Raw genomic sequence first — 26,040 nt, forward strand, 5'->3', positions numbered from 1 at the left:
ACTTTTATCCTACAAAATTTTTACGCGACCGCTGAAGTTGCTCGAGCTCAGCTTCCAGATCTCGTACCCGTTTGGCTTTCTCGTCGGCGGTCTCAAGTTCATCACCAACGTCGTCCCGCAGGTCCTCGATTTTTCGGCGTAATTTTTCGATCTTGTCTTCGTACTTCTCGATCTTTTCGCGTGCTTTTTCCGCGTCCTTAGATGCCGAAGCGGAGTCGTCCCTCACGTCTTCCAGCGCCTCACGGGTCGCATCGATTCGCTCGTCGAAGTAGCGGGTGTAAAAGTACGTACTAAACTCTTCGAGTACGGCACGGGCGGCGGCATAGGTATCCGCATGGTTATCGCGCCCCACAATATCGGTATCGCTAAACGCGAGTGCGATGCTGACCGTGGCATTCGTTTCCCCCCCACTCACATTAGAGTAAAAGTCGAAATTTTTACTGCTGAGTTTGGGTAGGCTTACCTGTTCGGCCAGGTACGAGATGTCGTCGCCGTCCTTATCCGATCGGTCGATGTCAACGTCGTACCGATCCTCCCAGAAATCTTGCCAGGGATCGTAAACCGCATCTACCGGCGCTTGCAGGGGAAGCCGCAGGGAGGGCAGTTGCCGCTTGTCGTATTCTACGGTACCATCGGAAATGCTGACCGCCTGTTGTGCCATTAGCTGGAAGCCAAAGCAACACAGCAGGAGCGACAGAATAAGCTTGGTAGCGATTGTCCGGCAGCCCATGGAGAGGTCGTTGAGATTAGTCATAATGCTCGTTGCGGTCTTGGGGAACGGTTTTATACCGATCGGCCCGGTTTACCCACACCAAAATTTCCTGGTGCTGGGCGTGAAGTATTTCTTCGGCGAAATCCAGCAGATTCGTGTTTGCGAGTGCGTGCTCGTAAGAATTGCTGATGCCCTCTTCGTTCTGGTGGGCCAGTGACGCAAGTTCTACGACGTTTTTGGCCTGTAGTGCCCGGTTGAGCTGGGCCTCCTGCCGCTTGAGTTCGGTTTCGGAGCTGCGGGAGGGCGTGTGCACTCCGCCGGAAATATCTTCCAGGATGCCGTTGATTTTTTGGAGCATCTCCTCGTGGTACGCGGCTAGCGAGTCAAAAAAGTTAGCAGCCGTATCGTCCGCTGACCTAATGGCGGAAGAAATATCTCGGTAGTACCCGGCCGATTGTTGGTGCTCCATAGCGATCTGGCTGAGGGTGGTATCGGTGCCCTCGGGCCTGATTTCGTACGGAGTTTTCATATCTGAATTGTTATCCATGACGTTAAGCTTTTTCTACTTCGGATTCTGACTTCAGTACGTGATCGCCATCGTCCTGCTTGATGTACAGGGCTTTGTTACCTGATTCCCCGTTGCGGGTAATTTCACTGCCCTTGATGGTTTTGGTTACCTTCTCCGTGTAAGTTTCCTCCACGGTGCCGGTAGCCTCCCCGTTGCCCCACTTCCATTTTACTTTTGTGCCCTTGCGTATCATCTCGTGCGTTTTGATCGAATAAAAAACCCGGTGGAGTGGGTTCTATACCATCTCCACCGGGTGTGGTTACTGAGCGTCAGTGGTGGAAATTACTCCAGATCACCTTCGGGATCCATGGAACGTTCGATGTCCTTGAGGAGGTTGTCGGATTCGTTCTTGAAGTCCCTCCATCCCTGGTTTACGTCTCCCTTGAAGTCCTTCCAACCGCTTTCCATATTGTTTCCAACACGGTTCATGCGATCGTCGAGGTCGTCGCGGTAGGCCTTGAGTTCATTGTATTCTTCTTCCATCTCGGCCTTGGCCTCGTCGGAAGCGTCCTCCATGTTGGCCTCTAGCTCATTCATCCGCGCATCAACGTTAGTCCGCGCATCGCGGAACTCGCGGTCGAGCTCGTTGCTTTCTTCCCGAATTTCGGCGCCCATATTAGCGACGGCGTTTTCGGTTTCCATTTCGAGTTCGTCCGCAGCGTTATCGGCTGGAGAGTTCTCAGCACAGCTGTAGAACATGCCGGAAAGGCTGAGCAAAAGGGCTAAAGTGAGAATGCGAATTTTCATAGTTGTAATACTTTGGTTAAGAGTGCGTGATTTCGTCGCCGCCAACTTAGGCGCGTCGTTCTCGATCATTAAAACAGTAGATTAAGACTGTTGTTCGTTGTCGGCTTTGTGACTATTCTTTTTACGCTCGATCACCTCGGCCATATCGGAAAGCTTTTCACCTCCCTTAATTCCGAAGTCGAGGGTACGGATTGGGAACGGAATCATGATGTCGTTGTCGTCGTAAGCACGTTTGATGGCCATAATCGCATCGCTTTGTGCCTCCAGGTAGTCGGCCTGCCCGCTCTTACCCCCATCCAGCCAGAAGCGTAGGGTGTAGTTGATGGAACTGTCGCCGAATTCGTTGAAGAAGAGCTGTACGTCCTTTGAGGTGTCGTAAGCCACCCGCTCCTTTACCGCGGCGATCGTGATGTCCCGCACCTTATCCAGGTCGTCTCCGTAGCTGACTCCACAGCTGAGGTCGACGCGGCGCATCCTGAGCTTGTTGTAGTTCTTTATCGGTTCCTGGGCTACGATCTTGTTGGGGATCATTACGTCCTGCCCCTGCAGGGTAACCATGGTTGTGTGCCTCAGCGTCACTTCCCTCACTTTGCCGAAGTAACCGTTGACTTCGATCAGGTCACCCTCCCGGAACAGGGTGCGTACCGACAGCATGATACCGCTGAATAGGTTAAGGATGGGATCCTGGAAAGCCAGGCCAAGGGCCAGGCCTACAACCCCCGCACCCGCCAGGACACTCTGTACGATTCCCGTTAGGTTTAGCACCGAGAGGGTGAGAAACAGAAAAGCGAGTACGAGCAGCACCGTCAGGAAGGAACTGAGCAGACCGGCTACCGTGGAATCGTGAACCAGCCGCCGGCTGATCCGATTGAAGTACTTTTTGGCAAAACGGGTGATGACATAACCGACGACCACTACGATTAGGGCCAGCAGCATATTGGGCAAATTGCGCAGTGCCAGGGCCCACCACCGCTGGAGTTCATCAAATAAGGGTTGGAAATCGAGCTCGAGCCCGAATAATTCAAATAGGTACATAAGGTAAGTTGATGACCGCTATAACTCCAATCCCGGATCGGTGTTCAACCTAACATCTGCCAGTCGCGGTCAAGCGCCCCTAAATCGACCGCTACGACCCCCGGCCGCGCAATCACCTGGGCACCGGCCAGATTAGCCAGACGGGCGGCGGAGTTGAGACTCATTCCAGCCACCATTCCCGCTGCCGCTACGCTGATTACGGTATCCCCCGCCCCACTTACATCGGCTATTTCACGTGCCTGGGTAGGATGAATGGTGGAGTGGGTGCGGTCGTTGGTGTAAATACCGTGTTCGGAAAGCGTGATCATGACCATCCGACAATCCAGGCGCTCAAATAGCACGGCGGCGGCCCGGTCCAGGTCCGGCAAATTCGGTCCAATGGGGAAGTCCAGTTGCTGCTGCATTTCCCGCAGGTTAGGCTTGAACAGGTCAACACCCCGGTAGGCCCAGAAATTTCGCTGCTTCGGATCAACGGCGGTGAAGACCTTCCGTTGCTTCGCTAGTTCGATGAGCTGTGGGATCGTAGAGGCAGTTAGCACACCCTTGTTGTAATCCTGCAGCAGCATAAGGTCGTACCGGTCGGCACCCGTCACCCGCGCTATTCCATCTACTAACCGGTTCGCGGTATCCTCCCGCAGGTCATTGGTACTTTCGCGATCAATGCGCAGCAGTTGTTGATCCTGGGAAATGACGCGCGTCTTTACGGTCGAAGAACGTCCGGCTTCAGCGACCAGCAGCTCTTCCGGTATACCACACTCACTGAGGAGTGGACCAAAAACCTTTGCATTTTCGTCAACTCCCACTGCACCTGCGAGCCCCGCCCGAATGCCTAACGCCCGGAGGTTGACGGCAACGTTGGCCGCGCCGCCCAGTCTGTTTTCTTCCCGCTCCATACGGACTACGGGCACCGGGGCTTCCGGACTGATCCGTTCCACGCGCCCGGAGACGTACCGGTCGATCATGATGTCGCCGACGACCAGCACGCGCAAACGGGAAAAGTCAGGAAGCATTTCGGTGGGGGAATGTAACGCTAGGCGAATACCTCCGTGCCGGCGAAGTGAAAATTGCTTTCGATGGCTGCATTTTCGTCGCTGTCGCTGCCGTGTACGGCATTCTCCCCGATGCTGGTCGCGTACTTGGCCCGGATGGTGCCGGCTGCGGCTTCTGCGGGATTGGTGGCACCAATTAGGGTACGGAAATCGGCCACGGCATTGTCCTTCTCCAGCACGGCGGCGACGATCGGTCCACTGCTCATGAAGCTCACCAGGTCGTCGTAGAAGGGGCGGCCGCGGTGCACGTCGTAAAATTCACCGGCCTTTTCGGTACTGAGTTTGGTGTACTTCAGGGCGACGATGCGGAACCCGGCTTCGTTGATTTGCTGGAGGATGGCTCCGATGTGACCGTTTTTGACGGCATCGGGCTTGATCATGGTGAAGGTTCGGTTGGTGGCCATGGGGTATTCAGATTATGTTTGGAGCCGCAAAAGTATGAAGTTTTGGCCACCCCATCATTTTTTCGGAACTTTGCGCGTCCTTTCTGCCACCGTACCTATGCACGACAACTTACTACAAGCCCGCCGACTGCTCTCCAGCAGCCAGGAGATCGTTGTCTTCAGTCACCGAAATCCGGATGGCGACGCCGTTGGCTCTACCCTGGGCCTCATGCACTACCTCAGGGACCGGGGGCACGCCTGTACCATAATTCTCCCCTCAAACTATCCGGAGTTTCTCGATTTTCTGCCCGACGTGGGCTCGATCATCATTTTCGATGACGATATGGAGTGTGCGCAGGAAAAAATAAAATCCGCTACCCTCTTTTTTCTCCTCGACTTCAACTCCTTCGAGCGCATCGATAAAATGGCGGAGGGTATGATGGAGGACGATCGGCCGCGAATCATGATCGATCATCACCTTCACCCCGAGGAGATCGCCAATCCGATCTTCAGCCGGCCGGACCGCAGTTCCACCTGTGAGATGGTCTACGAATTCATCGAAGGACTCGGTGATGCCGAGTACGTGAATAAACGGATTTCCGACAGCCTGTATACCGGTATACTCACGGACACCGGTGGATTTAAGTATAACACTACGCCCGATCTGTTTCGCACGGTAGCCAAACTACTGGAGGCCGGCACCGATGCCTACAAGGTGGCCGATCACGTGTGGAACAACCTTACCGAAAAGCAGCTGCGCCTTCTGGGCCACTGCCTGGCCAACCGCATGGAGCTTCTGCCCGAATACCGTACGGGCTTGATCTACCTAAACAATCAGGATTACGAGGAATTCGACATCCAGCGGGGGGATACCGAAGGCATCGTAAACTACGTGCTCCGGATGCCCGACATGATGATCGCGGCCTTCATTCACGAACAGCCTACGATCGTAAAACTAAGTCTGCGCTCCAAGGGAACGATGGACGTCCAACAGATCTGTAAGGCCCTCTTCCGTGGAGGCGGCCACCGCAATGCAGCCGGCGGAGCGAGTTTTGCCCCGCTCGGATCTACAATCAACCGCTTCAAAAAGCACCTGCCGAAGTACGCAGATGAAATCGAAGCGGCCTATCTAGAATTTAACAATCAATAATTTTATGCGTACCAATTTTCTCTCCCTGCTTGCGGGGCTGATCTTCTTCGCTGCCTGCACCGATTCGGACAAGGAAGGGATGCAAACTACCGAGCTGGGTAACCGCTACTCGTACGTCACCAGCAACGACGACGGCCAGTTGGCTGAGCCCGGTGAATTCGTCTACATTCACGCTATCCTGAAGTCGGAAGGCGACAGTGTCATCGTCGACACCCGGGAACAGGACGGTGAGCAACCCGCCATCCAGGTGGTCGCCGATTCGCTGGCCGACGAAACCCTCGGACCCGTGCAGGATGTCGTGCGCAAGCTGCGCGTCGGTGAGCGTGCCATCATCCGCACCAACATCAGCACCTACCCCCCCAACGCCAAGCCTCCCGGCATGGAAAACGATACCGTACTGCTGTACGACATCGAAGTGACCGAGATCGTCGGCCAAGACGAATTCAACACCCGCCAGCAAGCCCTCGCCGCCGAAGCCCAGGAGAAGGCCGCCGTCATCCAGGGCCGCGAAGAGGAAATGCTCGCCTTCACCCAGCAAGTCTTTGAAGACTACAAAGCCGGCAAGCTCGACGGTGAGCTCCAGTCTACCGAAACCGGACTGCGCTACATCATCCACGAAGAAGGTAGCGGTGCGGAAGCCGAAGCTGGACGCGGCGTAGTGGTACAGTACATCGGACGCCTCACCTCCAACGGAGAAGTATTCGACCAGAGCTTCGAGCGCGGACAGGGTATTCCCTTCCCCCTCGGCCAGGGCCGCGTAATTCCCGGTTGGGACGAAGGCATCGACCTGCTGCAGGAAGGCGACCACGCTACCCTGATCATCCCTTCGGATCTCGGGTACGGTCCCCAGGGCAGCTCAGGCACCATCCCCCCCGACAGCGAGCTGATGTTCTATGTTGAGCTGGAGGATGTGCAGTAGGTGGAAGTAGGTTAGTTCGTGAGTCGGTTAGTCTTTTAGTGGGGTGGTACGGTGGTACGATATATTAAATCACCGTACTACCCCACTAAAGACTAACGAACTAAAAGACTGTACTACTAACAAACTACCTTCCCCCAAACTCAGCCTTCCGTTTTTCAATAAACGCGGCAGCCCCTTCCTGGAAATCGGCCGTTTTGGTAGTGTTTCCGAATGCGCGTGCTTCTGCGGCGAAGCCCTCCTTGTTTTCGTAGTAGGCGTTGATGGCACGAATGCTCTCGCGGATGGCAATGGGTCCCTTTGTTCCGATGGTTTGGAGGAGTTCCGTGGCTTTGGCGTGAGCCGCTTCCCGATCGGGTAACACGTAGTTGACCAGGCCGAGACGGTGCGCTTCGGTAGCATCGATCGGGTTACCCGTCAGGATAAGTTCCGTGGCTTTTCCCTTGCCGATGTACTGGTTGAGCCGTTGCGTGCCCCCGTAGCCCGGTATGATGCCGAGATTTACTTCCGGTTGGCCGAATTTGGCTTGTTCGGTAGCTATCCGGAGGTGACAGGCCATGGCGAGTTCGCAGCCGCCGCCGAGCGCGTAGCCGTCGACAACTGCGACCACCGGTACGTGGAAGCGTTCGATCAGGAAGAATATTTCGTGTCCGCGGTGGGCCATCGCTTCCCCGTTTCCATCGTTGGCAACGCCCAGGAATTCCTTGATGTCGGCTCCGGCGACAAAGGCCCGTCCTCCTGCACCCGTCAGAATGACGCCGTGAATATCGGTTCGGTCGCGGTAATCGGTACCGAAGAACCGGTGAATTTCCTTCAGGGTATCGGCGTTCAGCGCGTTGAGGGCCTTCGGACGGTTGAGGGTGAGGGTAACGATGCCGTCGTGTTCCTCGACGAGTAAATTTTGGTAGCTCATGCGGCCAATATAGCGCGCATTTAATTTCCTACTTCCTCCCGCAGTTCCTGCAGGTAATTGTTCAGCCGTTCCATTGGCTTTACGATGGCTACCCGTCCGCTACGGACGAATTCGTAGATGCCTACTTTACGCAGCTCGGTCAGCAGGGCTTCGGTTTCGTATTCGTGGCCGGTCTTTTCGATCACGACGTAGCCGGGCTCGATGAGCAGCACCCGGGCGTTGTGGCGGCGGATCATCATCTCTACCTCGTTGCCGTTGCTGAACACCTCAATCGGCACCTTGTACAGGGCAATTTCCTGGTACACGATGTCTTTATCTTCGTAGTAAAAAGCCTTGAGTACATCGACCTGCTTATCCAACTGGGCTACCAGTTTGATCACCATTTCCTCGGTCACGTTCACCACGATTGTGAAACGGTGGATCGTCTCGTCGCTGCTGGCACTGGTGGTCAGGCTGCTGATGTTGAGGTTGCGGCGGTTGAAGATGCCGACCACCCGGGAGAGTAATCCGGTCTGATCTTCCGTAAAGACGGTTATGGTGAAGGAGCGGGTCATAACGTAAGATTTAGGTGCGGGTACGCAGGTGCAGTTAAAGCGGACGGATCAAAGATCTTCGGGGCCCAGGATCACCTCGCTTACCGCCTTTCCGCTCGGTACCATCGGGAAGACGTTATCTTCCTTAACCGTATGGCAGTGCAATAGATACGGCCCGTCGTGCGCCAGCATTTCCGCAATCGCGCCGACCACGTCCTTCGGATCGCGGATCGTACGGCCGGGAACGCCGAACCCTTTGGCGATGGTCACGAAGTCGGGATTCTGTAGTTCGACCGAGCTGTACCGGCGGCGGTGGAAAAGCTCCTGCCACTGGCGTACCATGCCCAGGAAGTTGTTATCGAGCAAAACGATCTTTACCCCAACGTTCCACTGTGTACACAGTCCGAGCTCCTGTATGGTCATCTGAAAGCCACCGTCGCCGATGAACGCGACGACCTGTCGGGAAGGATCGGCGTACTTGGCTCCGAAGGCGGCGGGTAGTCCGTAACCCATCGTGCCCGCCCCGCCGGAACTCACCCACTGGTCGTGGCCCTTGTACTCGTAGTAGCGGGCCGCCATCATCTGGTGTTGCCCGACGTCCGTGGCCACGATGGCCTTGCCGTCGGTTTGCGTGCTGACTTCCCGGATGACCTGTCCCATGCGAATTTGTCCGTCATCGGTCGGTTTGATGGCCTCGCTGATCACCCGCCGGTGTTCAATGCGTCTGCATTCGTCGAATCGGGCCACCCATTCCGGGTAGGTCCTTTGCTCGACCATGGGGAGAAGCAGTTCAAGCACCTCGCGGGCATCACCGAGCACGGGTGCCACGGCCTTGACGTTCTTGTTAAGTTCCGCAGGGTCGACTTCGATGTGAACCACCTTGCTATTGGGTAAGTATTTGGATAGCAGTCCCGTCACCCGGTCATCGAAGCGCATTCCGATGGCTACGATTACGTCCGCTTCGTTCTGGAGCAGGTTCGGGCCGTAGTTGCCGTGCATACCCAGCATGCCGGTGAACAGGGGGTGATCGTTCGGAATGGCCGACAGTCCGTGGCAGGTGGCGCCTACCGGAATGCCGGTTTTCTCCACAAATTGCCGGAACACCTCCTGGGCGTGGGCGATGTGAATACCGTGTCCGGCGAGGATCATCGGCTGCTCGGCGGCATTGATGAGATCGGCGGCCACCCGTAGTTGCGAGCGTTTGGGCTTATTGTGGGGAATGTAGCTTCTGATGGCGAGCTCCTTCGGATAGGAGAAATCGACCATCGCCAGCTGAGCGTCCTTGGTAATGTCCACGACAACCGGCCCCGGACGACCGCTATTGGCGATAAAGAAAGCCTTCTTCAGCACCCACCCGATCTCCTCGGGATCCGTGATCTGGTAGTTCCACTTTGTTACCGGAATGGTGCAGTTGACCACGTCCACCTCCTGAAATGCGTCGCTGCCGAGCAGGAAACCGGGCACCTGACCGGTGATGGCGACGACCGGCAGGGAATCGAGCTGGGCGTCGCAGAGTCCCGTGATCAGGTTGGTAGCGCCGGGGCCGGAGGTAGCCATACACACTCCCGTCTGCCGCTTGATCCTGGCGTAGCCTTCCGCCGCGTGGATGGCTCCCTGTTCGTGACGGGGTAGGATGTGGGTGATCCGATCTTCGAAGTCGATCAGGGCATCGTACACCGGCATAATGGCCCCACCCGGGTAGCCGAAGATCGTATCCACGCCTTCGTTCACTAAACACTGCAGCAGTGCGTGGGCACCGGACATTCGTACCGTAGTATCGTTACCGTTCTGAGCTACAGTGGTGCTGATGGAATGTGTCATGGAGGGGATCGTTTACTCGTGATCTATAGGTCCGTAACGCAGCCCAGGGAGGCGCTGCTGACGGAGCGGGCGTATTTCTTCAGGATTCCGAACTTGACTTTGAGCTCGGGGGCCGTCCACCGTGCACGCCGTTCACGGATGGTGGCTTCGTCTACTTCTAAATTAAGGACATTATTATCGGCATCAATGTTGATGATGTCCCCCTCTTCTACGAGGGCCAGCAGTCCGCCAACCTGGGCTTCCGGACTGATGTGCCCCACGACGAAGCCGTGGGTTCCCCCACTAAAGCGGCCGTCGGTGATCAGGGCGACCTTTTTACCGAGCCCCTGTCCCATGATCTCACTCGTAGGTTTAAGCATCTCGGGCATGCCCGGACCGCCTCTGGGACCACTGTAGCGAATCACGACGACGTCTCCCTCCTTGATGAGTTTGTTACGAATGGCCGTATTGGCTTCGGGCTCGGAATCGAAAACGCGGGCCGGCCCCATGAAACGGGTACCTTCCTTGCCGGTGATTTTTGCTACCGATCCTTCCGAGGCGAGGTTGCCGTAGAGAATTTGGAGGTGGCCGGTGGACTTAATGGGCTGATCGAAGGGACGAACGATGTCCTGACCTTCGCGCAGTCCTTCCACTTCAAGTAAGTTTTCGGCCAGCGTTTTTCCGGTAACCGTCATGCAGTCGCCGTGAAGCATGCCCCGCATCAGGAGTTCCTTCATTACGGCGGGGACCCCCCCGACGTAGTACAGGTCTTCCATCACGTACTTACCGCTCGGTTTCAGATCGGCCAGGAAGGGGGTTCGGTCGCTGATGCGCTGAAAGTCATCGATCGTGATGTCGACGCCGGCGCTCCGTGCGATGGCCACCAGGTGCAGGACCGCGTTGGTGCTGCCGCCGAGGACGGTGATCGTCACGATGGCGTTTTCGAACGCTTTCCGGGTGAGGATGTCGAGGGGTTTGATGTCCTTTTTGAGGAGATTGAGCATGTACTCCCCCACCCTGGCGGTATCGGCGCGCTTGTCCGTGTGGTTGGCCGGGATGCTGCTGTTGAAGGGCAGGGCCAGGCCCATCGCTTCGATGGCGGTTGCCATGGTATTGGCCGTGTACATGCCGCCACAGGCTCCGGAACCGGGGCAGGCGTGGCGGACTACGTCGCGGTGTTTTTGTTCCGTGATCTCACCCATCCGAAACTGCCCGAGCGTCTCGAAGGCCGAGACGATGTCGAGATTTTCATCATCGAGACAGCCCGGACTAATGGTACCGCCGTAAACGAGGATAGCGGGACGGTTCAGGCGGCAGAGCGCCATCATGGCACCCGGCATATTTTTATCACAGCCGACCACCGTGACGATCCCGTCGTACCACTGGGCTCCGGCGACGGTCTCGATGCTGTCGGCAATCACGTCGCGGCTCGGCAGGCTGTAGCGCATCCCTTCGGTGCCCATGCTGATGCCGTCGCTTACGCCGATGGTGTGGTAGATGAGGCCGAGCAGTTCACTTTCCTGATTAATTCCCGCCTTGACCTCCTCGGCCAGGGCGTTGAGGTGCATGTTGCAGGGGTTGCCCTCCCAACCGGTGGAGGCGATTCCAACCTGGGCCTTATCCATGTCGGCATCGGAAAGACCGATGGCGTAGAGCATGGCCTTGGCGGCGGGCTGTTCGGGGTTACTGGTGACGTTGCGGCTGTACTGGTTGATTGGTCGGATCATAGATTCTTTAAGTAAAAAAGCCGCCTTCCGGGGGAAGGGCGGCGATTGATACAAAATACCACAATTGCGCCGGAGGCTTCAAATCGGGATTTACACGATCTACGACGGCAAGGATGGCACAGCGGTACGGGTATTAGTACCGCTTTTTATCGAAGCGGAAGGTAGCTTGCAATCCCAACTGAAGCGTTGTAAGCCGCGCCCGCGATTCCACCAGTCCGGTTTGGTCGTCGTTCGCTGCATTTACGTCAGCAAAGTCGGTGAGGGTATGGCGAACGGCCAGTATTGGCGTCAGGGTCAACAAATTGCTGACGCCGAAGTCGATACCGATGCCCCCACCGAGGGTAAACGCCACTTTATCGAGCGCTTCCCTGTTCCCGTCTTCCCCGAGGCGGTGGTAGGCCACCCCCGGTGACAGTTGCAGGAATAGCCCTTTTTGCAGCTGCGGGCCCTGTTTGCCGAAAGTGGGACAATCACAGTCCGTACCGAAATCGAAGGGGTACACGTTGGTCCTGAACTGGAAACCGAATTCCGACCACTTCACTTCACCGCGAGTTGTGGAACCGTACACTGTAGGTAGAAATTCGACCCGCTTTTTGGGCAGCCTGAACCAGTAATTTAAGGCCAGGTCCTGGCCATTTTCGTACCCCAGGTCGGACGATTGATCGCCTATCGTGGTATTGGCGTCGTTGAAATTGTGAAAGCCGGTCAGGCCAACCTGGGCACCGGCAGTGCCGACAACAGTCGGGAGGAACAGCAAAAAGAGCCAAAATCGCATATGGAGAAAAGTTGTACTTGCACGAACGCCACACGGTTGCGTACAAGTACCTTAACCACCCAGCTCTTCTACTAGTTTTCACTGCACCCGCGTCCCCGCCCTAACATCCCGGACCGGAGTCCTTAACGGCGGTTAACAAACTTATGTACGAAAATCAGGGTTAACTTTGGTGTAACTTAATCCTCTCCCTGCCCTTGCTACCATTCCTCGTCTTCAGCGTCTTATCCGGTTCGATCGATAGTCTGCCGCCAGATGGTCCTTACCTGATCTACGAAGACGACGCCGTAGTGGCCCGGTGGGTAAACACCGAAGACCGGACCGAAGGACAGATCGTATTCGAGCCCGAAAACTTCGATCAGCTGCCGGAATTTGCTTCCTTCCGCCCGGAGATGGTTGACGTGACCCGCGACTTTGCCCCCCAACTGGACATCCGCTTTGAGGGAGTGAGCCGGGTAGCGGCGCTCAGCGACATTCACGGACAGTTTGATACGGGCCTAAAACTGCTGCAGGCCAACGGAATCATCGACGACAATCAACACTGGGCGTTCGGCGACGGCCACCTGGTGATCGTGGGAGACATCTTCGACCGGGGCGACCAGGTGACCGAACTGCTCTGGCTGATCCACAACCTGCAGATCGAGGCTGAACGCTCGGGGGGAAGGGTCCACTTCCTGCTCGGCAATCACGAAACGATGACGCTAGAGGGCGATGAACGGTACCTCAACCAAAAATACCGCGTAACGAGCGGCATGACGGGTAAGTTCTACCACGAACTTTACGGTCCGAATGCCTACCTCGGTCGGTGGTTGCGCACGTTGCCGTTGGCGGTAGAAATCAACGGTACGGTGTACATCCACGGTGGCCTGAGCCGGGCAATGGTAAGGGAGGTAAGTAGCATCGACCGACTGAACGAGCTGTACCACGAACACCTGATCGACTCCGATGACCTGGATGAGGTAATCGGCGGAAGCTCCCGCCTGCACATGCTGTACGGCCGGGAGGGCCCGCTCTGGTACCGGGGGTACTTCAGCCGAAACTCCTTCACCGTGAAGGACCTCAACTTTGTGCTGAAAAAGATCGGTGCCCAGAGGATCGTGGTGGGCCACACGAGCTTCACCGCCGTACAGGGGTTCTACGATAACCGGGTGATCGCCGTTGATTCGAGCATCAAATTCGGAGGGGTCGGGGAGATTTTACTTATGGTAGATAATGATTACTTTAGGGGAACGATCTCCGGGGACAGAATCCCGCTGGAGTCCTCACCCACGAAGTAATGCGTTACCTGTTTTGTTGGCTGCTCATTGGGTCCCTCTACGCCGGTGCCCAACCCTCGCTCTTCGACGAGCTCTGGGAGTGCAACGATACGGTCACGATCGCGCTAGAAACCAACACGAAGCGACTCCTCCGTAACAAGAAAGAAAAATCGTACCAGCCGGCTACCGTCCACATTAACGGACGGACCCTAAGCGGCCGCGTTCGTAGCCGGGGACACATTCGGCTGGAAGTCTGCCGTTTTCCTTCCCTAAAGATCAAACTCGATAAGACGGCCCTCGACTCGTTAGGCTTCACGGAGCTGAATGATCTAAAATTGGTCGTTCAGTGCTCCAGCCACAGCGCGGCGGAGGGGTACCTCAGGCGGGAAAAGCTGATCTATGACCTGCATGCTATGGTCAGTAGATATCACCACCGCACGATACCGGTACACCTGTACCTGGGCGATCGCATCCTGGAAGCATTTTTGGTGGAGGCGGAAGAACAACTCGCAGCCCGTTACGGGGCTATCGTCGTCGAATCCGATCAGGTCAGTACCCGCGGCCTGCAGCGGGAGGCCTACCTCAACATGTGCCTGTTCAACTACATGGTGCTGAATACGGACTGGAACGTATTCAACCTCCACAACGTCGAATGCCTTCAGTTGACGGAGAGCCGGGAACTGATCCCCATTCCGTACGATTTTGACTACAGTGGCGTTGTCGGCACTACTTACGCCGTTCCCCACGACGCCCACAATTTGCGGTCGGTACAGCAGCCCAAATGGCTCGGTCGCCATGTAACCGAGGAAGAACTGTCCGCCGCGCTGCTTCCCTTTCTGGATGCACGCGCTCGGATGGTCGATCACGTCAATTCGTGCCATGACCTGCACCCCGGTCACCAAAAGAGAATCCTGGATCGCCTGACGGAATTCTACGAACTGATCGAGAATCCCGCTGCGCTGCGGGCATTTACCAGCAACTGACCGGTTTACTGCTTGAAGGCATATTCGATCACGTTGGCCCCCATCTGCAGGGCGGCCGCCCGCACCTCCGGCGGATCGTTGTGGACGGGCTCGTCTTCCCAGCCGTCTCCCAGGTCCGACGAAAAGGAGTAGAAGCATACCAGACGTCCTTCCCAGAACAATCCGTAGCCCTGCGCCGGTTCCCCGTCGTGCTCGTGTATCTTCGGCAGGCCGTTCGTAAACTCGTAGGTTTGGTGGTAGATGGGGTGGTCGAAGGGGAGTTCCACGAACTTCACTTCGGGCAGGACCTGCTCCATAGCGACGCGGACGTAAGCGTCCATTCCGTAGTTGTCGTCGATGTGCAGGAAGCCGCCACCGATGAGATAATTGCGGAGGTTTTCCGCTTCGGCCGAGGAAAAGACCACGTTGCCGTGACCGGTCATGTGCACCCAGGGGTAGTTGAATAACTCGGCGCTGCCTACGTCGACCGTACCGTAGTCCGTGTCAAAATCCGTCCCCAGCGCCTGGTTGCAAAATGCGGCCAGGTTGGGAAGGGCGGTGGGGTTGGCGTACCAATCGCCCCCTCCGTTGTACTTCAGCAACGCCAATTGCAGTTTGGCACCAGCCGGAGGAGCTGCCGCGGCAAACAGGAGTAGACAGACCAGAAGCGGGAGGAACTTTCGCATGGGAGGATAACGCAACTAACCCCCATTGGGATTATGCTCACTGCTCCAATTGAGAAGTTCTACGGTGTGTACGGCCGCAATGGCGGCGGTTTCCGTGCGCAGACGGTGGGGACCGAGGCTCGTGTAGTGAAATCCGTGGCGGAGGGCGAGTGAGGCTTCGGCGGGACTAAATCCTCCTTCGGGACCGATAGCAAGGGAGACATCGACCCTGGGCCGGACGATTTGGTGCAGTAGGGGGCTGTTCCGTTCGCCTAGGTAGGCCAGAAACTTATCGCCCGTAGCGGCAGATTCTACCGCCTCGGTAAAGGAACAGGGGTCGAGGAGTTGGGGCAGCCAGGCCCGAAGACTTTGTTTCATAGCGGCTTCGACCACGCGTTCCAGCCGGTCGGCGCGTAGGCGGGTTCGTTCCGAGTGCTCGCTGAAGAAGGGCTGAATGCGATCGATACCGATCTCGGTTGCCTTTTCGAGGATCCACTCGAAACGGTCGATGTTCTTTGTCGGAGCCACGAGCAGGGTCAGGGTATGGGCGCTGCGGTGCGTTTCCTGTCTGAGTTGGTCCACCTCCAGGGTACAAGCGCGTTTGGAGATGTCCGTGATATTGCCCCGGTACCAGCCGCCCTTACCGTCCACCAGGTCGATGGACTCTCCTACTTTCCTGCGCAAAACCCGGGCGACGTGGGCGGCCTCGGTATCGCGCAATTCGTGGCGGCCGACGGTCAGGTCAGGATCATAAAATAGCTGCAAGTCCGCTCAATTGACTGCGACAACGCCGGTGATCTGGGGCAGCCGGTTCTTCAGGGTCTGTTCGACTCCGGCCTTCATGGTCATGGCGGTCATGGAGCAGCCGTTGCAGGCGCCCAACCACTTGATCTCGACGATCTTGTCGTCGCTGACGTTCAGTACTTCGATGTTGCCGCCGTCGATGGCCAGGTGGGGCCGCACCTCGTCGAGGGCCGAATCCACTCGGGTAATCAGGTCTTTTCTTTCCTCGATCGTCATTAATGGTGGTTTGGGGACAAATGTAAACGTTCCGGGGCGGGGGTTTGGTTGAGCGGATCCGGAACGCTTGATCCCGTCGGTAGGTAATATTGGGTAAATGGTCGATGGATTTCAACGATCCATAGGTTGGGGGTCTACATATTAGAGATTTTGCCGAACTTAAAGTCACCTACCAATGCATCTACCACCCCTTCTTATGCGATTTGTATTTCTTCTTCTCATGGCGGCGCTGTACCACACGCCGCAACTGTCCGCCCAGATCAGCAGCGGCACCATTGACTATCTCGAGCACCGGGATTTTCCCCTGTGGGACGGAATGTCGATCGAGCAACGTAAACGGATGGAACGGATGAAGGAGGAAGGAGCCTTCGACCAGTCGGGTCGCTTGTCGTTCAACCAGGAGGCCTTCAGTTACCAGCAGCTTCCCAAACCGCCAAGCAATACCGGCCGGCGGGGATGGTGGGGCGGCGACACCGAAAATCCGGACGTCTACTTTACGTCCATCAGCGATAGCCTCGTCACCGATCAGCGGCGCATTATGGACCGCACGTTCATCATGGAAGACGAGTGGCTGGTGCCCGAGTGGGAGATCCCCGCCAACCAGCAAATGAACATGGCCTACACCCTCCCCAGTAAACTGGCCTTCACGGTTTCGCCGGAGGGCGATACCCTCACCGCATACTTCACCGAGACAATCCCACTGGGCATCGGTCCACGGGGGTACGGGGGCCTGCCCGGCGCCATCATTTACCTTAAGGTCCAGAACGAGGGCATGTACACGGAGTACACCATGACCACTATGCAACCCAATCCGCCCGACTTGGAACTGGTCAAACCCACGGAGGGGGACAAGATCACCCGCGAAAAATTTGAAAAGGTTGCCGCCAAACGCAGAGAGGTAATGGAGCGCCGGCGTCGCGGATGGGAGCGCAACTACTAAGATCCACCTACCTATGAAACCCTTATTCATCTTGATTTTTCTGCTGTGCAACCTTGTGGCCTACGGTCAGAGCGAGATCAGCGCAACGGTCGTAGACACCACCGGCACTACCCTACCCGGTGCCAATGCGATCCTACTCCGTACCTCCGATACCCTGCTTACTTCCTTCGCCACGACAGATAACAAGGGCGTGTTTCTGATGCAGAAAGTACCCGCCGGAGATTACCTACTGCGAGTTTCCTTCCTGGGCTTCGAGCGGCCCGATCAAAAAATTACCGTTACGGAAACCGACCAGTACCTCGGTCTGGGGGAGATCAAGATGTACCCCGCGGGATTTCTCCTGAACGACATCGAAGTTACTGCCGATCGCATCCCCATCCGCATGAAGGGAGACACCATGCTGTACGATGCCGAAGCCTTCGCCGTGGGCGAAAACGCCAAAGTGGAGGACCTGCTGCGCCGGCTGCCGGGCATGAGCATCGATGCGAGCGGTCAGCTTACTTGGCGCGGAAAACCGGTACAGGAAATCATGATCAACGGCAAGCCCTTTTTCGCGGGCAACGCAACCCTAGTGACCCAGAACCTCGACGCCAAGGCACTCAAGAACGTGGAAGTGTTCGACCAGAAAACCGATAGCGAGGAGATTTCAGGGGTAGACGACGGGGAAGAAAATACGACCGTCAACCTGGAAATGAAGGATGAGTTCAAGGCCAAAGTATTCGGCGAGGTGTACGCCGGCGGTGGTGTAGCGGCCGGTGGCGACGATCCGCGTTACGATGCGGGCGGGAAGGTATTCCGGATCAGCGACGCTACCCAAATCGGGGTGCTCGGTACCATCAATAACGTAAATCGCGTCGGCTTCACCGGGAACGAACTGTCCAACTTCAACCGCAGTTCCGGTCGCGGTGGAGGGTTTCGCTTCGGAACCGGCTCCCTGCCCTACTACGACGGTGGACAGGCACCGGGGCAAAACCGCAGCCTGGCCACCGGTATAAACTTCGGCAAATCGGTGGGCGAGCACGGGCAGCTCACCGTCGATTATACGCTGTTCGAGCGTCAGCAGACGCAAATCGTCACCGAACGACAGGCCTTCACCCGCAGCAACAACGAACGCACCATTCTGTCGGACCAGACCGACGCCTCCACCCGCTACAGCCACGGCATGTCGCTGGAATTCGAGCAGGAAATCGACACGACCTCCCGACTCCGTTTCTACGGCAGCGGCTACCTCACGGGTGATGACGGACGCGCACTCGCCCGCACTACGGCAGACAGTGAGCAGGACGGCAGCAACACCTATACGGTGGAGGAACTGTCGGACGGCTACAATCCGGGAGGAAACGCCACCCTAGGTTACAATCGCAGGCTTGGCACCAAGCAAGGCCGCACTTTCGGCGCCAGCGCGGGCATCGGCTACCAAAAAGACCAGACGGATCTGCAAATACTCGTCGCCGGGCTCAACGAAGGCTCCGGCGGCGGCCTACCCATCGCCGGAAGCCTGCAGAACGGTTTGCAGCTACAGGACCGACGCACCAATTCCTTCAACTACGATGGAGAGCTTCGCTACGACGAACCCCTTACGGAGAAGTTGGTGCTGGAGACGGAGATCGGATATTCCTTCGACGAGGACGAGGGCGACTACCGTTTCCGGCTCGAGGAAGCCTCCACCACCAATCTGCTCACCCGGGGCTGGTCGGAACTCCGCGGTGGAACCGATCTCTCCTACCGTTTCGGTAAGGGCAACAACTTACAGGTCGGTGCGCAGGTCCAGCGCAATCAGCTGAACATTGAGGGGGACACCACCCGAAATTCGGATTTCACCTACCTCCTTCCGAACGTAAACTTTCGGATGCGTACCGGAAAGGCCTTTTTCCGGCTGAACTACCGGGCCAACGTCCAGTCGCCCAGCGTCAGTCAGTTGCAGACGATCGCACGGCCATCGGTGACGGGACGGGTGAGCATCGGAAATTCTGACCTTGATCCGGCTACCGTGCACCGGGTGAGTGGCAACGTTTGGTTCAACGACCAGTTCCGCGCCATCAGCCTGAACGGTTACGTAAGCATGAACTATACGGACAACGCCTTTGGCAACAGCCTGACCTTCACTCCCGGTCAACAGATCTACCAGACGGTGAACGTCAGCCACGCCTGGGGCACCACGATTTACGCCGGTTCCACCATCGGAATGGCCTTCATGAAGGGAGAGCTGCGCACCAACCTGAGCAGCAACCGCAGCGTCGGACAGGGATTCGTGGACGGCGTGGCCCGCACCAATACCTCGGACAACACCAGCGGCACCGTCGACATCACGAAGGAATTCAACGAAAAGTCGTTCCTCAAGGCCGGCTATACCTACGCCCGCAACGTAAACAGCTTCGATGATGAGGAGAGCGTCGACATCGTGACCGTTACCCATGACATCGTGACCCAGTTCGAGCTAGAGTTGACGGAAAAGTGGCGCTTCGAGAGTCGCTTCCTGTACCGGATCTTCGAGGCCGCATCCTTTGCCGACGCAACCAACATTCCCGACCTACAGGCCAGCATCGAGCTGCGGCCGTTCAAAAAGGCCGGCCATTATTTTCGGGTTTCCGGTCGGGACTTGCTGAATCAGAACACCATCATCAACCGTCAGGCGCAGGCCTTCGTCACTTCCGAAACCATCAGTGACGGGCTGGGGCGCTACTTCCTCGCCACCTTTCACTACCAATTGTAAAAAACCTGCCGCATAGCTTGCAGGACAAATTTTGGTGTACGTATATTTGCAGCGCTTTAGCAATAAAGCATGGCTGAGCAGCCAGCAGACGCGGATGTAGCTCAGTTGGTAGAGCGCAACCTTGCCAAGGTTGAGGTCGCCGGTTCGAACCTGGTCATCCGCTCCAAACTCGCGACAAAGCCGCTTTCCCCCGGGAGAGCGGCTTTCGTCGTTTACTACCTTTGCGTCCACACCAGCCACCTCCTCCGCGATCAAACCTACCGGCACCCAATTAGCGCTATTCGTCCTGATCGCTGCCGGTCTGTCGTTGTGGACCATCAACCTGCTCTACGGCCGGCCGCTCTTCATCGACGAGGCCAACGTAGCCCGCAACTTATACGATCGCGGATACGCCGCACTCTTTGCGCCCCTCGATCACGACCAGTATGCCCCACCCCTCTACCTAATGGCGGGCAAGTTCCTGGGAGACGTGTTCGGCTACGCTGAAATCCCCCTACGCATTCCGGCTTTTTTGGGAGGCTTACTGGCCGTGTACGGCCTCTATAAAAGTGGGCGCTACCTCGACCTCGGCCCCTGGGTACTGCTGCCGCTTGCTTTCCTGTTCGTTAACCCAACCGTCCTGCGCTACGTCGGAGAGATCAAACCCTACGGCCTCGACCTGGGCATTGCTGCACTTCTGATTGCACTGCGCCTGCGACCCCGCCAAAGGAAGGAAGTGTGGCGGTGGACGGTGATCGGAACGATCGCACCCTGGCTGTCTTTGCCGTCGGTTTTCGTGCTGGCGGCGGTTGGACTGCTACGACTACGCACGGATTGGCGCTATTCCCTCGCAATTGGAGCGTGGCTGCTTTCTTTTGCTGGCCTCTACTTTACCGTGCTGCGGCCATCAGTGGGGAGTGGGTACCTAAATTCCTTCCATGCGGAATACTTTTTCCCCCTCGCAACTAGCTGGGAGGAATTGCTACAGACGGGTCGAATCATCTTCCGGATGCTGCGCCTGAGCTACGGCTTTACGGTGGTGGCCCTGGTATGGGGCGGGGCATTGTTGGTGACCGGAATGTTGAGGTTGCCTACGCGACGGCTATGGTTGCTTCTGCCCCTGCTGGTCGCCATGGGAGCTTCTACCCTGAGGTTGTATAGTTTGATCGATCGCCTGCTGCTCTTCGCCCTTCCGGGAGTGTGGCTCTTTACGGCCCTGAGTGCGCGCAGCGTTTATGCTTCACTGGGTAAAGCAAGGCCAGTCGCGCTGTTGCTGACGGTCGCCGTACTCGGGGGCACCAACATCTACCGGAGCTTTTACGAACCGGTTCGGTTTAGCGACGGCAGGAAACTCGCGGAAATTGCGCGGACCGCGGGAGCGTATACCCTACACCCCGATGCGGTGCCGGTCGTGGAATACTACCGACGCATCCATCCGCAAACGAGCAAAGAGTGGGTGAAGAAGGTCGGAAGTGGCGCGGATCACGTGCTCATCTACGACGTGACGACCCGGGAAAGTACGCGGCAGACCATCAGACGTGACAGTATCGGGGCGGCGGAGCGCGGGTGCAACGTATTGGCGGAAAAGCTGTACCGGTCGGGAGTACTTCGACTTAGATGTCCCGTACCGAATTCCGATCCGTAACCACTTCGAGCAGTTCGCGGAGAAATTGGACCTGGCCGGGGCTTAGGCGATTTTTGAGTGCGTCGCGGATGGTGAGGAAGGTGCCGCTTTCGATTTCTTTGAGCAAGCCTTTGAGCTCGCCGGCGTCTTCGTAGAGCATTTGCTTCAGGCTCGGGATTTCGTGCCAGTCGCCCTCTACGGCAACGGCCTCTTCGCGGTCTTCGGCGGGTTCGAGGGAGATCAGATCCGGGTTATCGACATTGAGATCACCGCCGGGTAGCCCCCATTCGTCCGATTGCTGCGTTAAAAATACCTCCAGCCCGCGTTCGCGGAAGCGATAAATGATAAGCCGCGCTTTTTTCCTTAGTCCCATGGAAGAGGTTTCACTTTTCTAACTTGAATCGCGTCCGCTATGTTTACCTACAAAGGTACAACGAAGGACATACTGACATCGTTAGCTATACTCAAACTACCACTATGAAATTAATATTGTTTTTACTACTTGTAAGTCCCGTCTTTCTCACCGCTCAGACCAGCGAAGAAGCGCTACAGGGTGCCTGGGAATCTTCGTTCCTCGACGAAAACGGCACCACCAATACCCTGAGCATGATCATCGAGGAAGGGTACTTCTCGATGACGGCCTACAACAAGGAGGAGAAGAACTTCATTGCTACCCTGGGGGGAAAGTATGAAGTAGCCGATGACAGCTTTAACGTAACCTACGAGTTCGATTCCTCCACCCCGGACAACGTGGGGAAAACGGTCGCCATGCCCTTCGTGGTCGACGGCAGCCTGCTGGTCTTCAACGGCGACAAGGCTTGGCAACGATTGGACGACGGCAGCGGCCCCCTGGCCGGAGCCTGGGAGATCACCGGCCGGAAGCAGGACGGCGAAATACGTAAGCGAGACACCTCCGGACCCCGCCACACGATGAAGATCCTTTCCGGCACCCGCTTTCAGTGGATCGCCTTTAACACCGAAACCGCCGAGTTTATGGGCACAGGTGGCGGAAGCTACACGAGCGAGGGCGATAAGTACGTGGAGCGCATTGAGTTCTTCAGCCGTGACCCGGAACGGGTAGGCGCTGAACTGGGCTTCGATTATAAGGTGGTGGACGACGAGTGGCACCACTCCGGCCTCAGCAGTAAGGGTGACCCGATCTACGAAACCTGGGGGCACCGCTAGGTGCCGCAAGAAAATCCAGTGCACAAAAAAGCGCCCCCGATCCTTGGATCGGGGGCGCTTTTTTGTTGCGAGGAGATAGTGTAATTATTTCTGGACGATGAGCCGCTGGGGGGCGAAGTTGCTGTCGTCCGTGCGAAGCAAATACATTCCGCTTACGAGATCGCTTACGTCGATTCCGTCACGGGCGGCGGCGGCCGGGTAGTCACGAATAACCTGACCGGTGGCGCTGATCAATTGTACCGTATTCACGCGCTCGGGTACGGCCATGCGGACGAAGTCGCGGGCGGGGTTGGGAAAAATGGCCAGGGCGGTCTTGCTTTGCTGCCCCGGTACGTAGATCACATTGCTGTAGTCAAAGGTGCCGGCGTAATCGAGTTGCTTCACCCGGTAGTAGGCATCACTTTCGGATTGCTCAAGAAGCGCGGTGTAGTTTACTTCGAGGCTACCGTTTTCGCGGTAGGGTACTGACGATATAGTCTCAAAAGTTTCTCCGGTACTTCTCTGGATTTCGTATCCCTCTACGTCAACCTGATCGGCTACGGACCAATGTAGTTCTACGGCATCGCCGGCGGCGGCGTAGGTGAGGAGTTTGGTCCAGGTGACGGGGGCGACGGAGCCTTGGACGGTGAGAGCTCTGGATGAGGTTGAATTACCAGCATTCTTTCCCTGAAACTGATGGGTTATCGTTCCTGCTCCTTCACCAGTAATTTCAACGTAGTTGATCGAGTTCCTTTCAAATACAAAGAAATCGGTTGTTGCGTTTTCACCAAATGTTGTGGATTTGATAAAGGGTGGGTTACCTCCGGATTTGACTTGGCTCACCGTAAGCACATCGCCCTGCACGGTCGATGGATTGGATAAATTGACTACAAAATTTCCACCAGAGCTAGCATTGTCTGGGACCGTCACGCAGCGAGTTATGGTAATTCCGGCATCGAGCGTAGCCGGGAGACTTTCTGCGAAAGTCCTACCGCTGGTGTATATGGGGGTACCAACCGGACATTGCGCGACGACGGTGGATGTAGAAAGTAGCAGCATCAGGCCGCAAATAGGTAAAAGATTCCTCATGTGTTCTTTGGTTTGTGTGTTGAAATTTGTGCGTCTATACCGCTAATACGCGGCGATAGCTCAAATGTGCACCTATCTTCCAACTAAAGGTATCTTTTTATTGTGTTCCACTGACAACTTTAACATTTTAGTTTTACCCTGGCGTACGGCGGTGGGTTGATCCGGACATTCGGAACAATCCATAATATGCTTTTTTCTGGGGTTCAAACAGTTATAATGATATGCTAGACGTCTCCATTAGCTGGGTTAGCGTCGGATGATCAAGTACTTCGATTTCGTGTCTGTAGGTCCGCTGGCTCGCAGCAGATACGCCCCCGCGGGGAACTCAGTCAGATCGATTCCGCCACGGGCGGTAGCGGCCGGATACGATTTCAGCAACTGCCCCGCCGCACTCAGTATGGTTACGGTTTCTACCCGATCGGGCAGGGACATTTGCACAGAACCAGTGGCTGGATTAGGATAGACCGAAATGGCGTCGTCTGTTTGGGAATGCCCCGGAATGAAAGCGATGTTGCTGTAATCATACGTACCGGCGTGGTCCACCTGCTTTACCCGGTAATACCTTTCAGTCTCCAATTGAGGCTGGGTAGCGGTATAAGTAACCTCCCGGCTGCCATTTTCACGGTACGGGATGAATGCGGCGGTAGCAAACCCAGTTCCGTTGTCAACTTCGAGTTCGTAGCCCCGGACGTCGACTTGATCGGCAACCGACCAGCTGAGCTCTATCTGGTCGCCCGTAGTAGCGTAGGTTAGGGGCTTAGTCCAGGTGACGGGGGCGGCGACTCCCGATATACTAAACGTTCTACCGGGACTATTAGCACCTGCATTCTGGTAAGTAAACCCAACCTGTCCCGTTGCAAGAGCGGTAATTTGCACGTATATTATGCTGTTGCCGGAGAATTCGATTACCTGAGTACCCCCATCAGCCGTGATATTTTGGGGTTGTGAAGTCGTAGTACTGGTAGCCGTAATAACCTCCAGGAGCGCTCCCTCTCCGCTGGAAGCGACGGGATTAAATGTCAGAAACTTCGTATTCGTGCCCGTCAATCTGATACAGCTGCTCACGACCTCACCGACCGTCAAATCCACTTTCACACTCGAAAAGTAGGTGTTCCCATTAGGGTGGTTACCACCGCCGGCGGGCGGGGACTGACATTCGGCAGGAGCTTGTCCGGATAGATTAAGGGACACTCCAATTAGCAGCGCTACGCTGCAGGCGGTTAGAAATCTTCTCATGTGTTCAGTAGTGTTGTAATACGAGCGAACACATCAACAGTCAGACGTCAACCCTGCTGTGACGACATGTTCGTTTAGCCACATAAAGCTAATCGATTATTGTACACCACCATGACTTTAAATAAAAATAATTTGCACGGGGGTTTAAACGTGTTTTTGGGTAGAGCAGTGCACTGATCCGTGGGACAAGGTTTGCCACCGTCGGCCACAATTCCTGGGGCGGTCGCTATCGGCGTTTGGCATGGGTGAACGAGAGCTGAAGGACACGGGTCACTTAGCTCGATCGATTCAGCAGCAAAATGGAAGGAAGTAGCCCCAGCAAGACTCGAACTTGCATTTTCGGTTTAGGAAACCAACGTTCTATCCCTTGAACTATGGGGCTGTGCGCCGGGAATATCCTCCCGGGCGGCGGCAAATATAGGCCTAAAGATCGGCTTCCGGAACGAAGTTGAGCGCGGCACCGTTGATGCAGTACCGGAGTCCGGTAGGCGCGGGGCCGTCGGGAAAGATGTGCCCCTGGTGACCACCACAGCGCGCACAACTCACCTCGGTGCGTTGCATGCCGTAGCGATTATCCGACTCCTCGGTGACGTAGGCCGGGTCGATGGGCTGATAAAAACTAGGCCACCCCGTGCCGGATTCAAACTTGGTGCTGCTGTCGAACAGCGGCAGGCCACAGGCGCGGCAGGCGAATACGCCGGCAGCCTTTATGTCGTTGAGCGGACTCGTGAAACTGCGTTCGGTACCATCTTCCCGGAGAATGTTGTACTCCTCATCGGTCAGCAATTCCTTCCAGTAGGTATCCGGAGTATCAATGGGAACGACCGCTCCCGCTTCGGCGGGCGGGTCGTAGCGGTAGTCCGGCATATCCGGAACCGCAGTCGCACTATCCCCACTGGTCGCAACGGTAGATTGGGAAGTGGAATTACAAGCAAAAACGAAGAGAAGGGCCAGGAGGGCGGTAAAACGCATAGGTAAGGGGGTTATAGTAGGGTAACACTCGAATCTCCGGTCACGGTTCACTCCGGCAGCCTATCCCACACCCGGACATGCCCCGCGCGTATTACCTTCGCTGCTCCTAACCAGC

The 26,040-nt window shown here is 56.4% G+C and carries 27 protein-coding genes and 2 tRNA genes; 9 read left to right on the plus strand and 20 right to left on the minus strand.

The genetic code is table 11. The features are described 5' to 3' along the window. Window positions 1–4 precede the first annotated feature (4 nt). The 7 genes from GGR28_RS04010 to GGR28_RS04040 form a co-directional block, all read right to left on the minus strand. On the minus strand, window positions 5–754 hold the full coding sequence (locus tag GGR28_RS04010; RefSeq protein ID WP_183494415.1) for a hypothetical protein: 750 nt from the start codon (window positions 752–754) through the stop codon (window positions 5–7). Beyond that, a complete protein-coding gene (locus tag GGR28_RS04015; protein WP_183494416.1) occupies window positions 747–1,241 on the minus strand; it encodes a hypothetical protein in 495 nt (164 codons plus the stop codon). The genes GGR28_RS04010 and GGR28_RS04015 overlap by 8 nt, the downstream gene beginning before the upstream one ends. A 22-nt stretch (window positions 1,242–1,263) precedes the next feature. After that, entirely contained in the window at window positions 1,264–1,473 is a 210-nt protein-coding gene (locus tag GGR28_RS04020; RefSeq protein WP_183494417.1) for a hypervirulence associated TUDOR domain-containing protein, read from the minus strand. Between the two features lie 89 nt (window positions 1,474–1,562). Next, window positions 1,563–2,027 (minus strand): sll1863 family stress response protein, encoded by a 465-nt coding sequence (locus tag GGR28_RS04025; RefSeq protein WP_183494418.1) that lies wholly within the window; start codon window positions 2,025–2,027, stop codon window positions 1,563–1,565. An 81-nt stretch (window positions 2,028–2,108) separates the two neighbouring features. Further along, the gene (locus GGR28_RS04030) at window positions 2,109–3,062 is read right to left on the minus strand and encodes a mechanosensitive ion channel family protein (RefSeq protein ID WP_183494419.1); all 954 of its coding nucleotides are present in this window, start codon (window positions 3,060–3,062) and stop codon (window positions 2,109–2,111) included. A gap of 44 nt (window positions 3,063–3,106) precedes the next feature. Beyond that, window positions 3,107–4,072, minus strand: coding sequence for a bifunctional heptose 7-phosphate kinase/heptose 1-phosphate adenyltransferase (locus GGR28_RS04035; RefSeq protein WP_183494420.1), 966 nt, complete (start codon window positions 4,070–4,072; stop codon window positions 3,107–3,109). 20 nt (window positions 4,073–4,092) lie between these two features. Further along, the gene (locus GGR28_RS04040) at window positions 4,093–4,515 is read right to left on the minus strand and encodes a nucleoside-diphosphate kinase (RefSeq protein ID WP_183494421.1); all 423 of its coding nucleotides are present in this window, start codon (window positions 4,513–4,515) and stop codon (window positions 4,093–4,095) included. 70 nt (window positions 4,516–4,585) lie between these two features. Between GGR28_RS04040 and GGR28_RS04045 the strand changes: the two genes are divergently transcribed. Together GGR28_RS04045 and GGR28_RS04050 are read left to right on the plus strand one after the other, a co-directional pair. Further along, window positions 4,586–5,644, plus strand: coding sequence for a DHH family phosphoesterase (locus GGR28_RS04045; protein WP_246416209.1), 1,059 nt, complete (start codon window positions 4,586–4,588; stop codon window positions 5,642–5,644). 4 nt (window positions 5,645–5,648) lie between these two features. Continuing rightward, window positions 5,649–6,563 carry an FKBP-type peptidyl-prolyl cis-trans isomerase gene (locus tag GGR28_RS04050; RefSeq protein ID WP_183494422.1) on the plus strand — a complete coding sequence of 305 codons (915 nt, stop codon included), beginning with the start codon at window positions 5,649–5,651 and terminating at the stop codon, window positions 6,561–6,563. A gap of 124 nt (window positions 6,564–6,687) precedes the next feature. On the opposite strand, the gene GGR28_RS04055 is transcribed toward GGR28_RS04050, so the two are convergent. The 5 genes from GGR28_RS04055 to GGR28_RS04075 all read right to left on the minus strand — a co-directional run bounded on the left by GGR28_RS04055 (window position 6,688) and on the right by GGR28_RS04075 (window position 12,308). Then, a complete protein-coding gene (locus GGR28_RS04055) occupies window positions 6,688–7,473 on the minus strand; it encodes an enoyl-CoA hydratase/isomerase family protein (RefSeq protein ID WP_183494423.1) in 786 nt (261 codons plus the stop codon). A gap of 20 nt (window positions 7,474–7,493) precedes the next feature. Further along, on the minus strand, window positions 7,494–8,027 hold the full coding sequence (ilvN, locus tag GGR28_RS04060) for an acetolactate synthase small subunit (protein WP_183494424.1): 534 nt from the start codon (window positions 8,025–8,027) through the stop codon (window positions 7,494–7,496). A 48-nt stretch (window positions 8,028–8,075) separates the two neighbouring features. Beyond that, complete coding sequence (gene ilvB, locus GGR28_RS04065; RefSeq protein WP_183494425.1) at window positions 8,076–9,827, minus strand: biosynthetic-type acetolactate synthase large subunit; 1,752 nt, start codon at window positions 9,825–9,827, stop codon at window positions 8,076–8,078. A 23-nt stretch (window positions 9,828–9,850) separates the two neighbouring features. After that, complete coding sequence (gene ilvD, locus GGR28_RS04070; protein WP_183494426.1) at window positions 9,851–11,533, minus strand: dihydroxy-acid dehydratase; 1,683 nt, start codon at window positions 11,531–11,533, stop codon at window positions 9,851–9,853. A gap of 133 nt (window positions 11,534–11,666) precedes the next feature. Then, a complete protein-coding gene (locus GGR28_RS04075) occupies window positions 11,667–12,308 on the minus strand; it encodes a hypothetical protein (RefSeq protein ID WP_183494427.1) in 642 nt (213 codons plus the stop codon). A 194-nt stretch (window positions 12,309–12,502) separates the two neighbouring features. Here GGR28_RS04075 and GGR28_RS04080 point away from each other — a divergent pair, with 194 nt between their 5' ends. Then, entirely contained in the window at window positions 12,503–13,582 is a 1,080-nt protein-coding gene (locus tag GGR28_RS04080) for a metallophosphoesterase (RefSeq protein ID WP_183494428.1), read from the plus strand. Further along, on the plus strand, window positions 13,582–14,544 hold the full coding sequence (locus GGR28_RS04085) for a CotH family protein (protein WP_183494429.1): 963 nt from the start codon (window positions 13,582–13,584) through the stop codon (window positions 14,542–14,544). Before GGR28_RS04080 ends, GGR28_RS04085 begins: the two co-directional genes overlap by 1 nt. A 5-nt stretch (window positions 14,545–14,549) precedes the next feature. Here the strand turns inward: GGR28_RS04085 and GGR28_RS04090 are convergent, their stop codons facing one another. From GGR28_RS04090 to GGR28_RS04100, 3 genes are read right to left on the minus strand one after another with little or no spacing between them, the layout of a single operon-like run. Further along, complete coding sequence (locus GGR28_RS04090) at window positions 14,550–15,209, minus strand: DUF4159 domain-containing protein (RefSeq protein ID WP_183494430.1); 660 nt, start codon at window positions 15,207–15,209, stop codon at window positions 14,550–14,552. 15 nt (window positions 15,210–15,224) lie between these two features. After that, on the minus strand, window positions 15,225–15,953 hold the full coding sequence (locus GGR28_RS04095; RefSeq protein ID WP_183494431.1) for an RsmE family RNA methyltransferase: 729 nt from the start codon (window positions 15,951–15,953) through the stop codon (window positions 15,225–15,227). A gap of 6 nt (window positions 15,954–15,959) precedes the next feature. Beyond that, window positions 15,960–16,208 carry a NifU family protein gene (locus GGR28_RS04100; protein ID WP_183494432.1) on the minus strand — a complete coding sequence of 83 codons (249 nt, stop codon included), beginning with the start codon at window positions 16,206–16,208 and terminating at the stop codon, window positions 15,960–15,962. A 196-nt stretch (window positions 16,209–16,404) separates the two neighbouring features. Between GGR28_RS04100 and GGR28_RS04105 the strand changes: the two genes are divergently transcribed. The 4 genes from GGR28_RS04105 (at window position 16,405) to GGR28_RS04120 (ending at window position 21,485) form a co-directional block, all read left to right on the plus strand. After that, window positions 16,405–17,148, plus strand: a complete 744-nt coding sequence (locus GGR28_RS04105; protein WP_183494433.1) for a GLPGLI family protein — start codon at window positions 16,405–16,407, stop codon at window positions 17,146–17,148. A gap of 13 nt (window positions 17,149–17,161) precedes the next feature. After that, window positions 17,162–19,861, plus strand: a complete 2,700-nt coding sequence (locus GGR28_RS04110) for a TonB-dependent receptor (protein WP_183494434.1) — start codon at window positions 17,162–17,164, stop codon at window positions 19,859–19,861. 90 nt (window positions 19,862–19,951) lie between these two features. After that, a tRNA-Gly gene (locus GGR28_RS04115) sits at window positions 19,952–20,027 on the plus strand. Beyond that, window positions 19,992–21,485, plus strand: coding sequence for a hypothetical protein (locus GGR28_RS04120; protein WP_183494435.1), 1,494 nt, complete (start codon window positions 19,992–19,994; stop codon window positions 21,483–21,485). The genes GGR28_RS04115 and GGR28_RS04120 overlap by 36 nt, the downstream gene beginning before the upstream one ends. Here GGR28_RS04120 and GGR28_RS04125 read toward each other — a convergent pair. Next, window positions 21,454–21,837: a hypothetical protein gene (locus GGR28_RS04125; protein ID WP_183494436.1), complete on the minus strand. Its 384-nt coding sequence runs from the start codon at window positions 21,835–21,837 to the stop codon at window positions 21,454–21,456. The genes GGR28_RS04120 and GGR28_RS04125 overlap by 32 nt on opposite strands. A gap of 104 nt (window positions 21,838–21,941) precedes the next feature. Here GGR28_RS04125 and GGR28_RS04130 point away from each other — a divergent pair, with 104 nt between their 5' ends. Next, window positions 21,942–22,649: a hypothetical protein gene (locus GGR28_RS04130; RefSeq protein ID WP_221233784.1), complete on the plus strand. Its 708-nt coding sequence runs from the start codon at window positions 21,942–21,944 to the stop codon at window positions 22,647–22,649. A gap of 84 nt (window positions 22,650–22,733) precedes the next feature. Here GGR28_RS04130 and GGR28_RS19175 read toward each other — a convergent pair whose 3' ends face one another. The 4 genes from GGR28_RS19175 to msrB all read right to left on the minus strand — a co-directional run bounded on the left by GGR28_RS19175 (window position 22,734) and on the right by msrB (window position 25,925). Continuing rightward, window positions 22,734–23,492: a T9SS type A sorting domain-containing protein gene (locus GGR28_RS19175; RefSeq protein WP_183494437.1), complete on the minus strand. Its 759-nt coding sequence runs from the start codon at window positions 23,490–23,492 to the stop codon at window positions 22,734–22,736. Between the two features lie 471 nt (window positions 23,493–23,963). Continuing rightward, complete coding sequence (locus GGR28_RS04140; protein WP_183494438.1) at window positions 23,964–24,953, minus strand: T9SS type A sorting domain-containing protein; 990 nt, start codon at window positions 24,951–24,953, stop codon at window positions 23,964–23,966. Between the two features lie 310 nt (window positions 24,954–25,263). Next, window positions 25,264–25,335, minus strand: a tRNA-Arg gene (locus GGR28_RS04145). A 41-nt stretch (window positions 25,336–25,376) separates the two neighbouring features. Then, window positions 25,377–25,925 carry a peptide-methionine (R)-S-oxide reductase MsrB gene (msrB, locus tag GGR28_RS04150; protein WP_183494439.1) on the minus strand — a complete coding sequence of 183 codons (549 nt, stop codon included), beginning with the start codon at window positions 25,923–25,925 and terminating at the stop codon, window positions 25,377–25,379. Window positions 25,926–26,040: the final 115 nt, after the last annotated feature.

It is taken from the genome of Neolewinella aquimaris, from assembly GCF_014197245.1.
Lineage (GTDB): Bacteria > Bacteroidota > Bacteroidia > Chitinophagales > Saprospiraceae > Neolewinella > Neolewinella aquimaris.

Bases quoted from the DNA above. Each gene is read 5' to 3' on its own strand.
- GGR28_RS04100 (WP_183494432.1), bottom strand. From the start codon at position 16,208: ATGACGATCGAGGAAAGAAAAGACCTGATTACCCGAGTGGATTCGGCC.
- GGR28_RS04055 (WP_183494423.1), bottom strand. From the start codon at position 7,473: ATGAGCTACCAAAATTTACTCGTCGAGGAACACGACGGCATCGTTACC.
- ilvN (WP_183494424.1), bottom strand. From the start codon at position 8,027: ATGACCCGCTCCTTCACCATAACCGTCTTTACGGAAGATCAGACCGGA.
- GGR28_RS04140 (WP_183494438.1), bottom strand. From the start codon at position 24,953: ATGAGAAGATTTCTAACCGCCTGCAGCGTAGCGCTGCTAATTGGAGTG.
- GGR28_RS04025 (WP_183494418.1), bottom strand. From the start codon at position 2,027: ATGAAAATTCGCATTCTCACTTTAGCCCTTTTGCTCAGCCTTTCCGGC.
- GGR28_RS04085 (WP_183494429.1), top strand. From the start codon at position 13,582: ATGCGTTACCTGTTTTGTTGGCTGCTCATTGGGTCCCTCTACGCCGGT.
- GGR28_RS04110 (WP_183494434.1), top strand. From the start codon at position 17,162: ATGAAACCCTTATTCATCTTGATTTTTCTGCTGTGCAACCTTGTGGCC.
- GGR28_RS04050 (WP_183494422.1), top strand. From the start codon at position 5,649: ATGCGTACCAATTTTCTCTCCCTGCTTGCGGGGCTGATCTTCTTCGCT.
- GGR28_RS04130 (WP_221233784.1), top strand. From the start codon at position 21,942: ATGAAATTAATATTGTTTTTACTACTTGTAAGTCCCGTCTTTCTCACC.
- GGR28_RS04040 (WP_183494421.1), bottom strand. From the start codon at position 4,515: ATGGCCACCAACCGAACCTTCACCATGATCAAGCCCGATGCCGTCAAA.
- GGR28_RS04125 (WP_183494436.1), bottom strand. From the start codon at position 21,837: ATGGGACTAAGGAAAAAAGCGCGGCTTATCATTTATCGCTTCCGCGAA.
- GGR28_RS04075 (WP_183494427.1), bottom strand. From the start codon at position 12,308: ATGCGATTTTGGCTCTTTTTGCTGTTCCTCCCGACTGTTGTCGGCACT.
- GGR28_RS04010 (WP_183494415.1), bottom strand. From the start codon at position 754: ATGACTAATCTCAACGACCTCTCCATGGGCTGCCGGACAATCGCTACC.
- GGR28_RS04090 (WP_183494430.1), bottom strand. From the start codon at position 15,209: ATGCGAAAGTTCCTCCCGCTTCTGGTCTGTCTACTCCTGTTTGCCGCG.
- GGR28_RS04015 (WP_183494416.1), bottom strand. From the start codon at position 1,241: ATGAAAACTCCGTACGAAATCAGGCCCGAGGGCACCGATACCACCCTC.
- GGR28_RS04105 (WP_183494433.1), top strand. From the start codon at position 16,405: ATGCGATTTGTATTTCTTCTTCTCATGGCGGCGCTGTACCACACGCCG.
- ilvB (WP_183494425.1), bottom strand. From the start codon at position 9,827: ATGACACATTCCATCAGCACCACTGTAGCTCAGAACGGTAACGATACT.
- GGR28_RS04030 (WP_183494419.1), bottom strand. From the start codon at position 3,062: ATGTACCTATTTGAATTATTCGGGCTCGAGCTCGATTTCCAACCCTTA.
- ilvD (WP_183494426.1), bottom strand. From the start codon at position 11,533: ATGATCCGACCAATCAACCAGTACAGCCGCAACGTCACCAGTAACCCC.
- GGR28_RS04020 (WP_183494417.1), bottom strand. From the start codon at position 1,473: ATGATACGCAAGGGCACAAAAGTAAAATGGAAGTGGGGCAACGGGGAG.
- msrB (WP_183494439.1), bottom strand. From the start codon at position 25,925: ATGCGTTTTACCGCCCTCCTGGCCCTTCTCTTCGTTTTTGCTTGTAAT.
- GGR28_RS04035 (WP_183494420.1), bottom strand. From the start codon at position 4,072: ATGCTTCCTGACTTTTCCCGTTTGCGCGTGCTGGTCGTCGGCGACATC.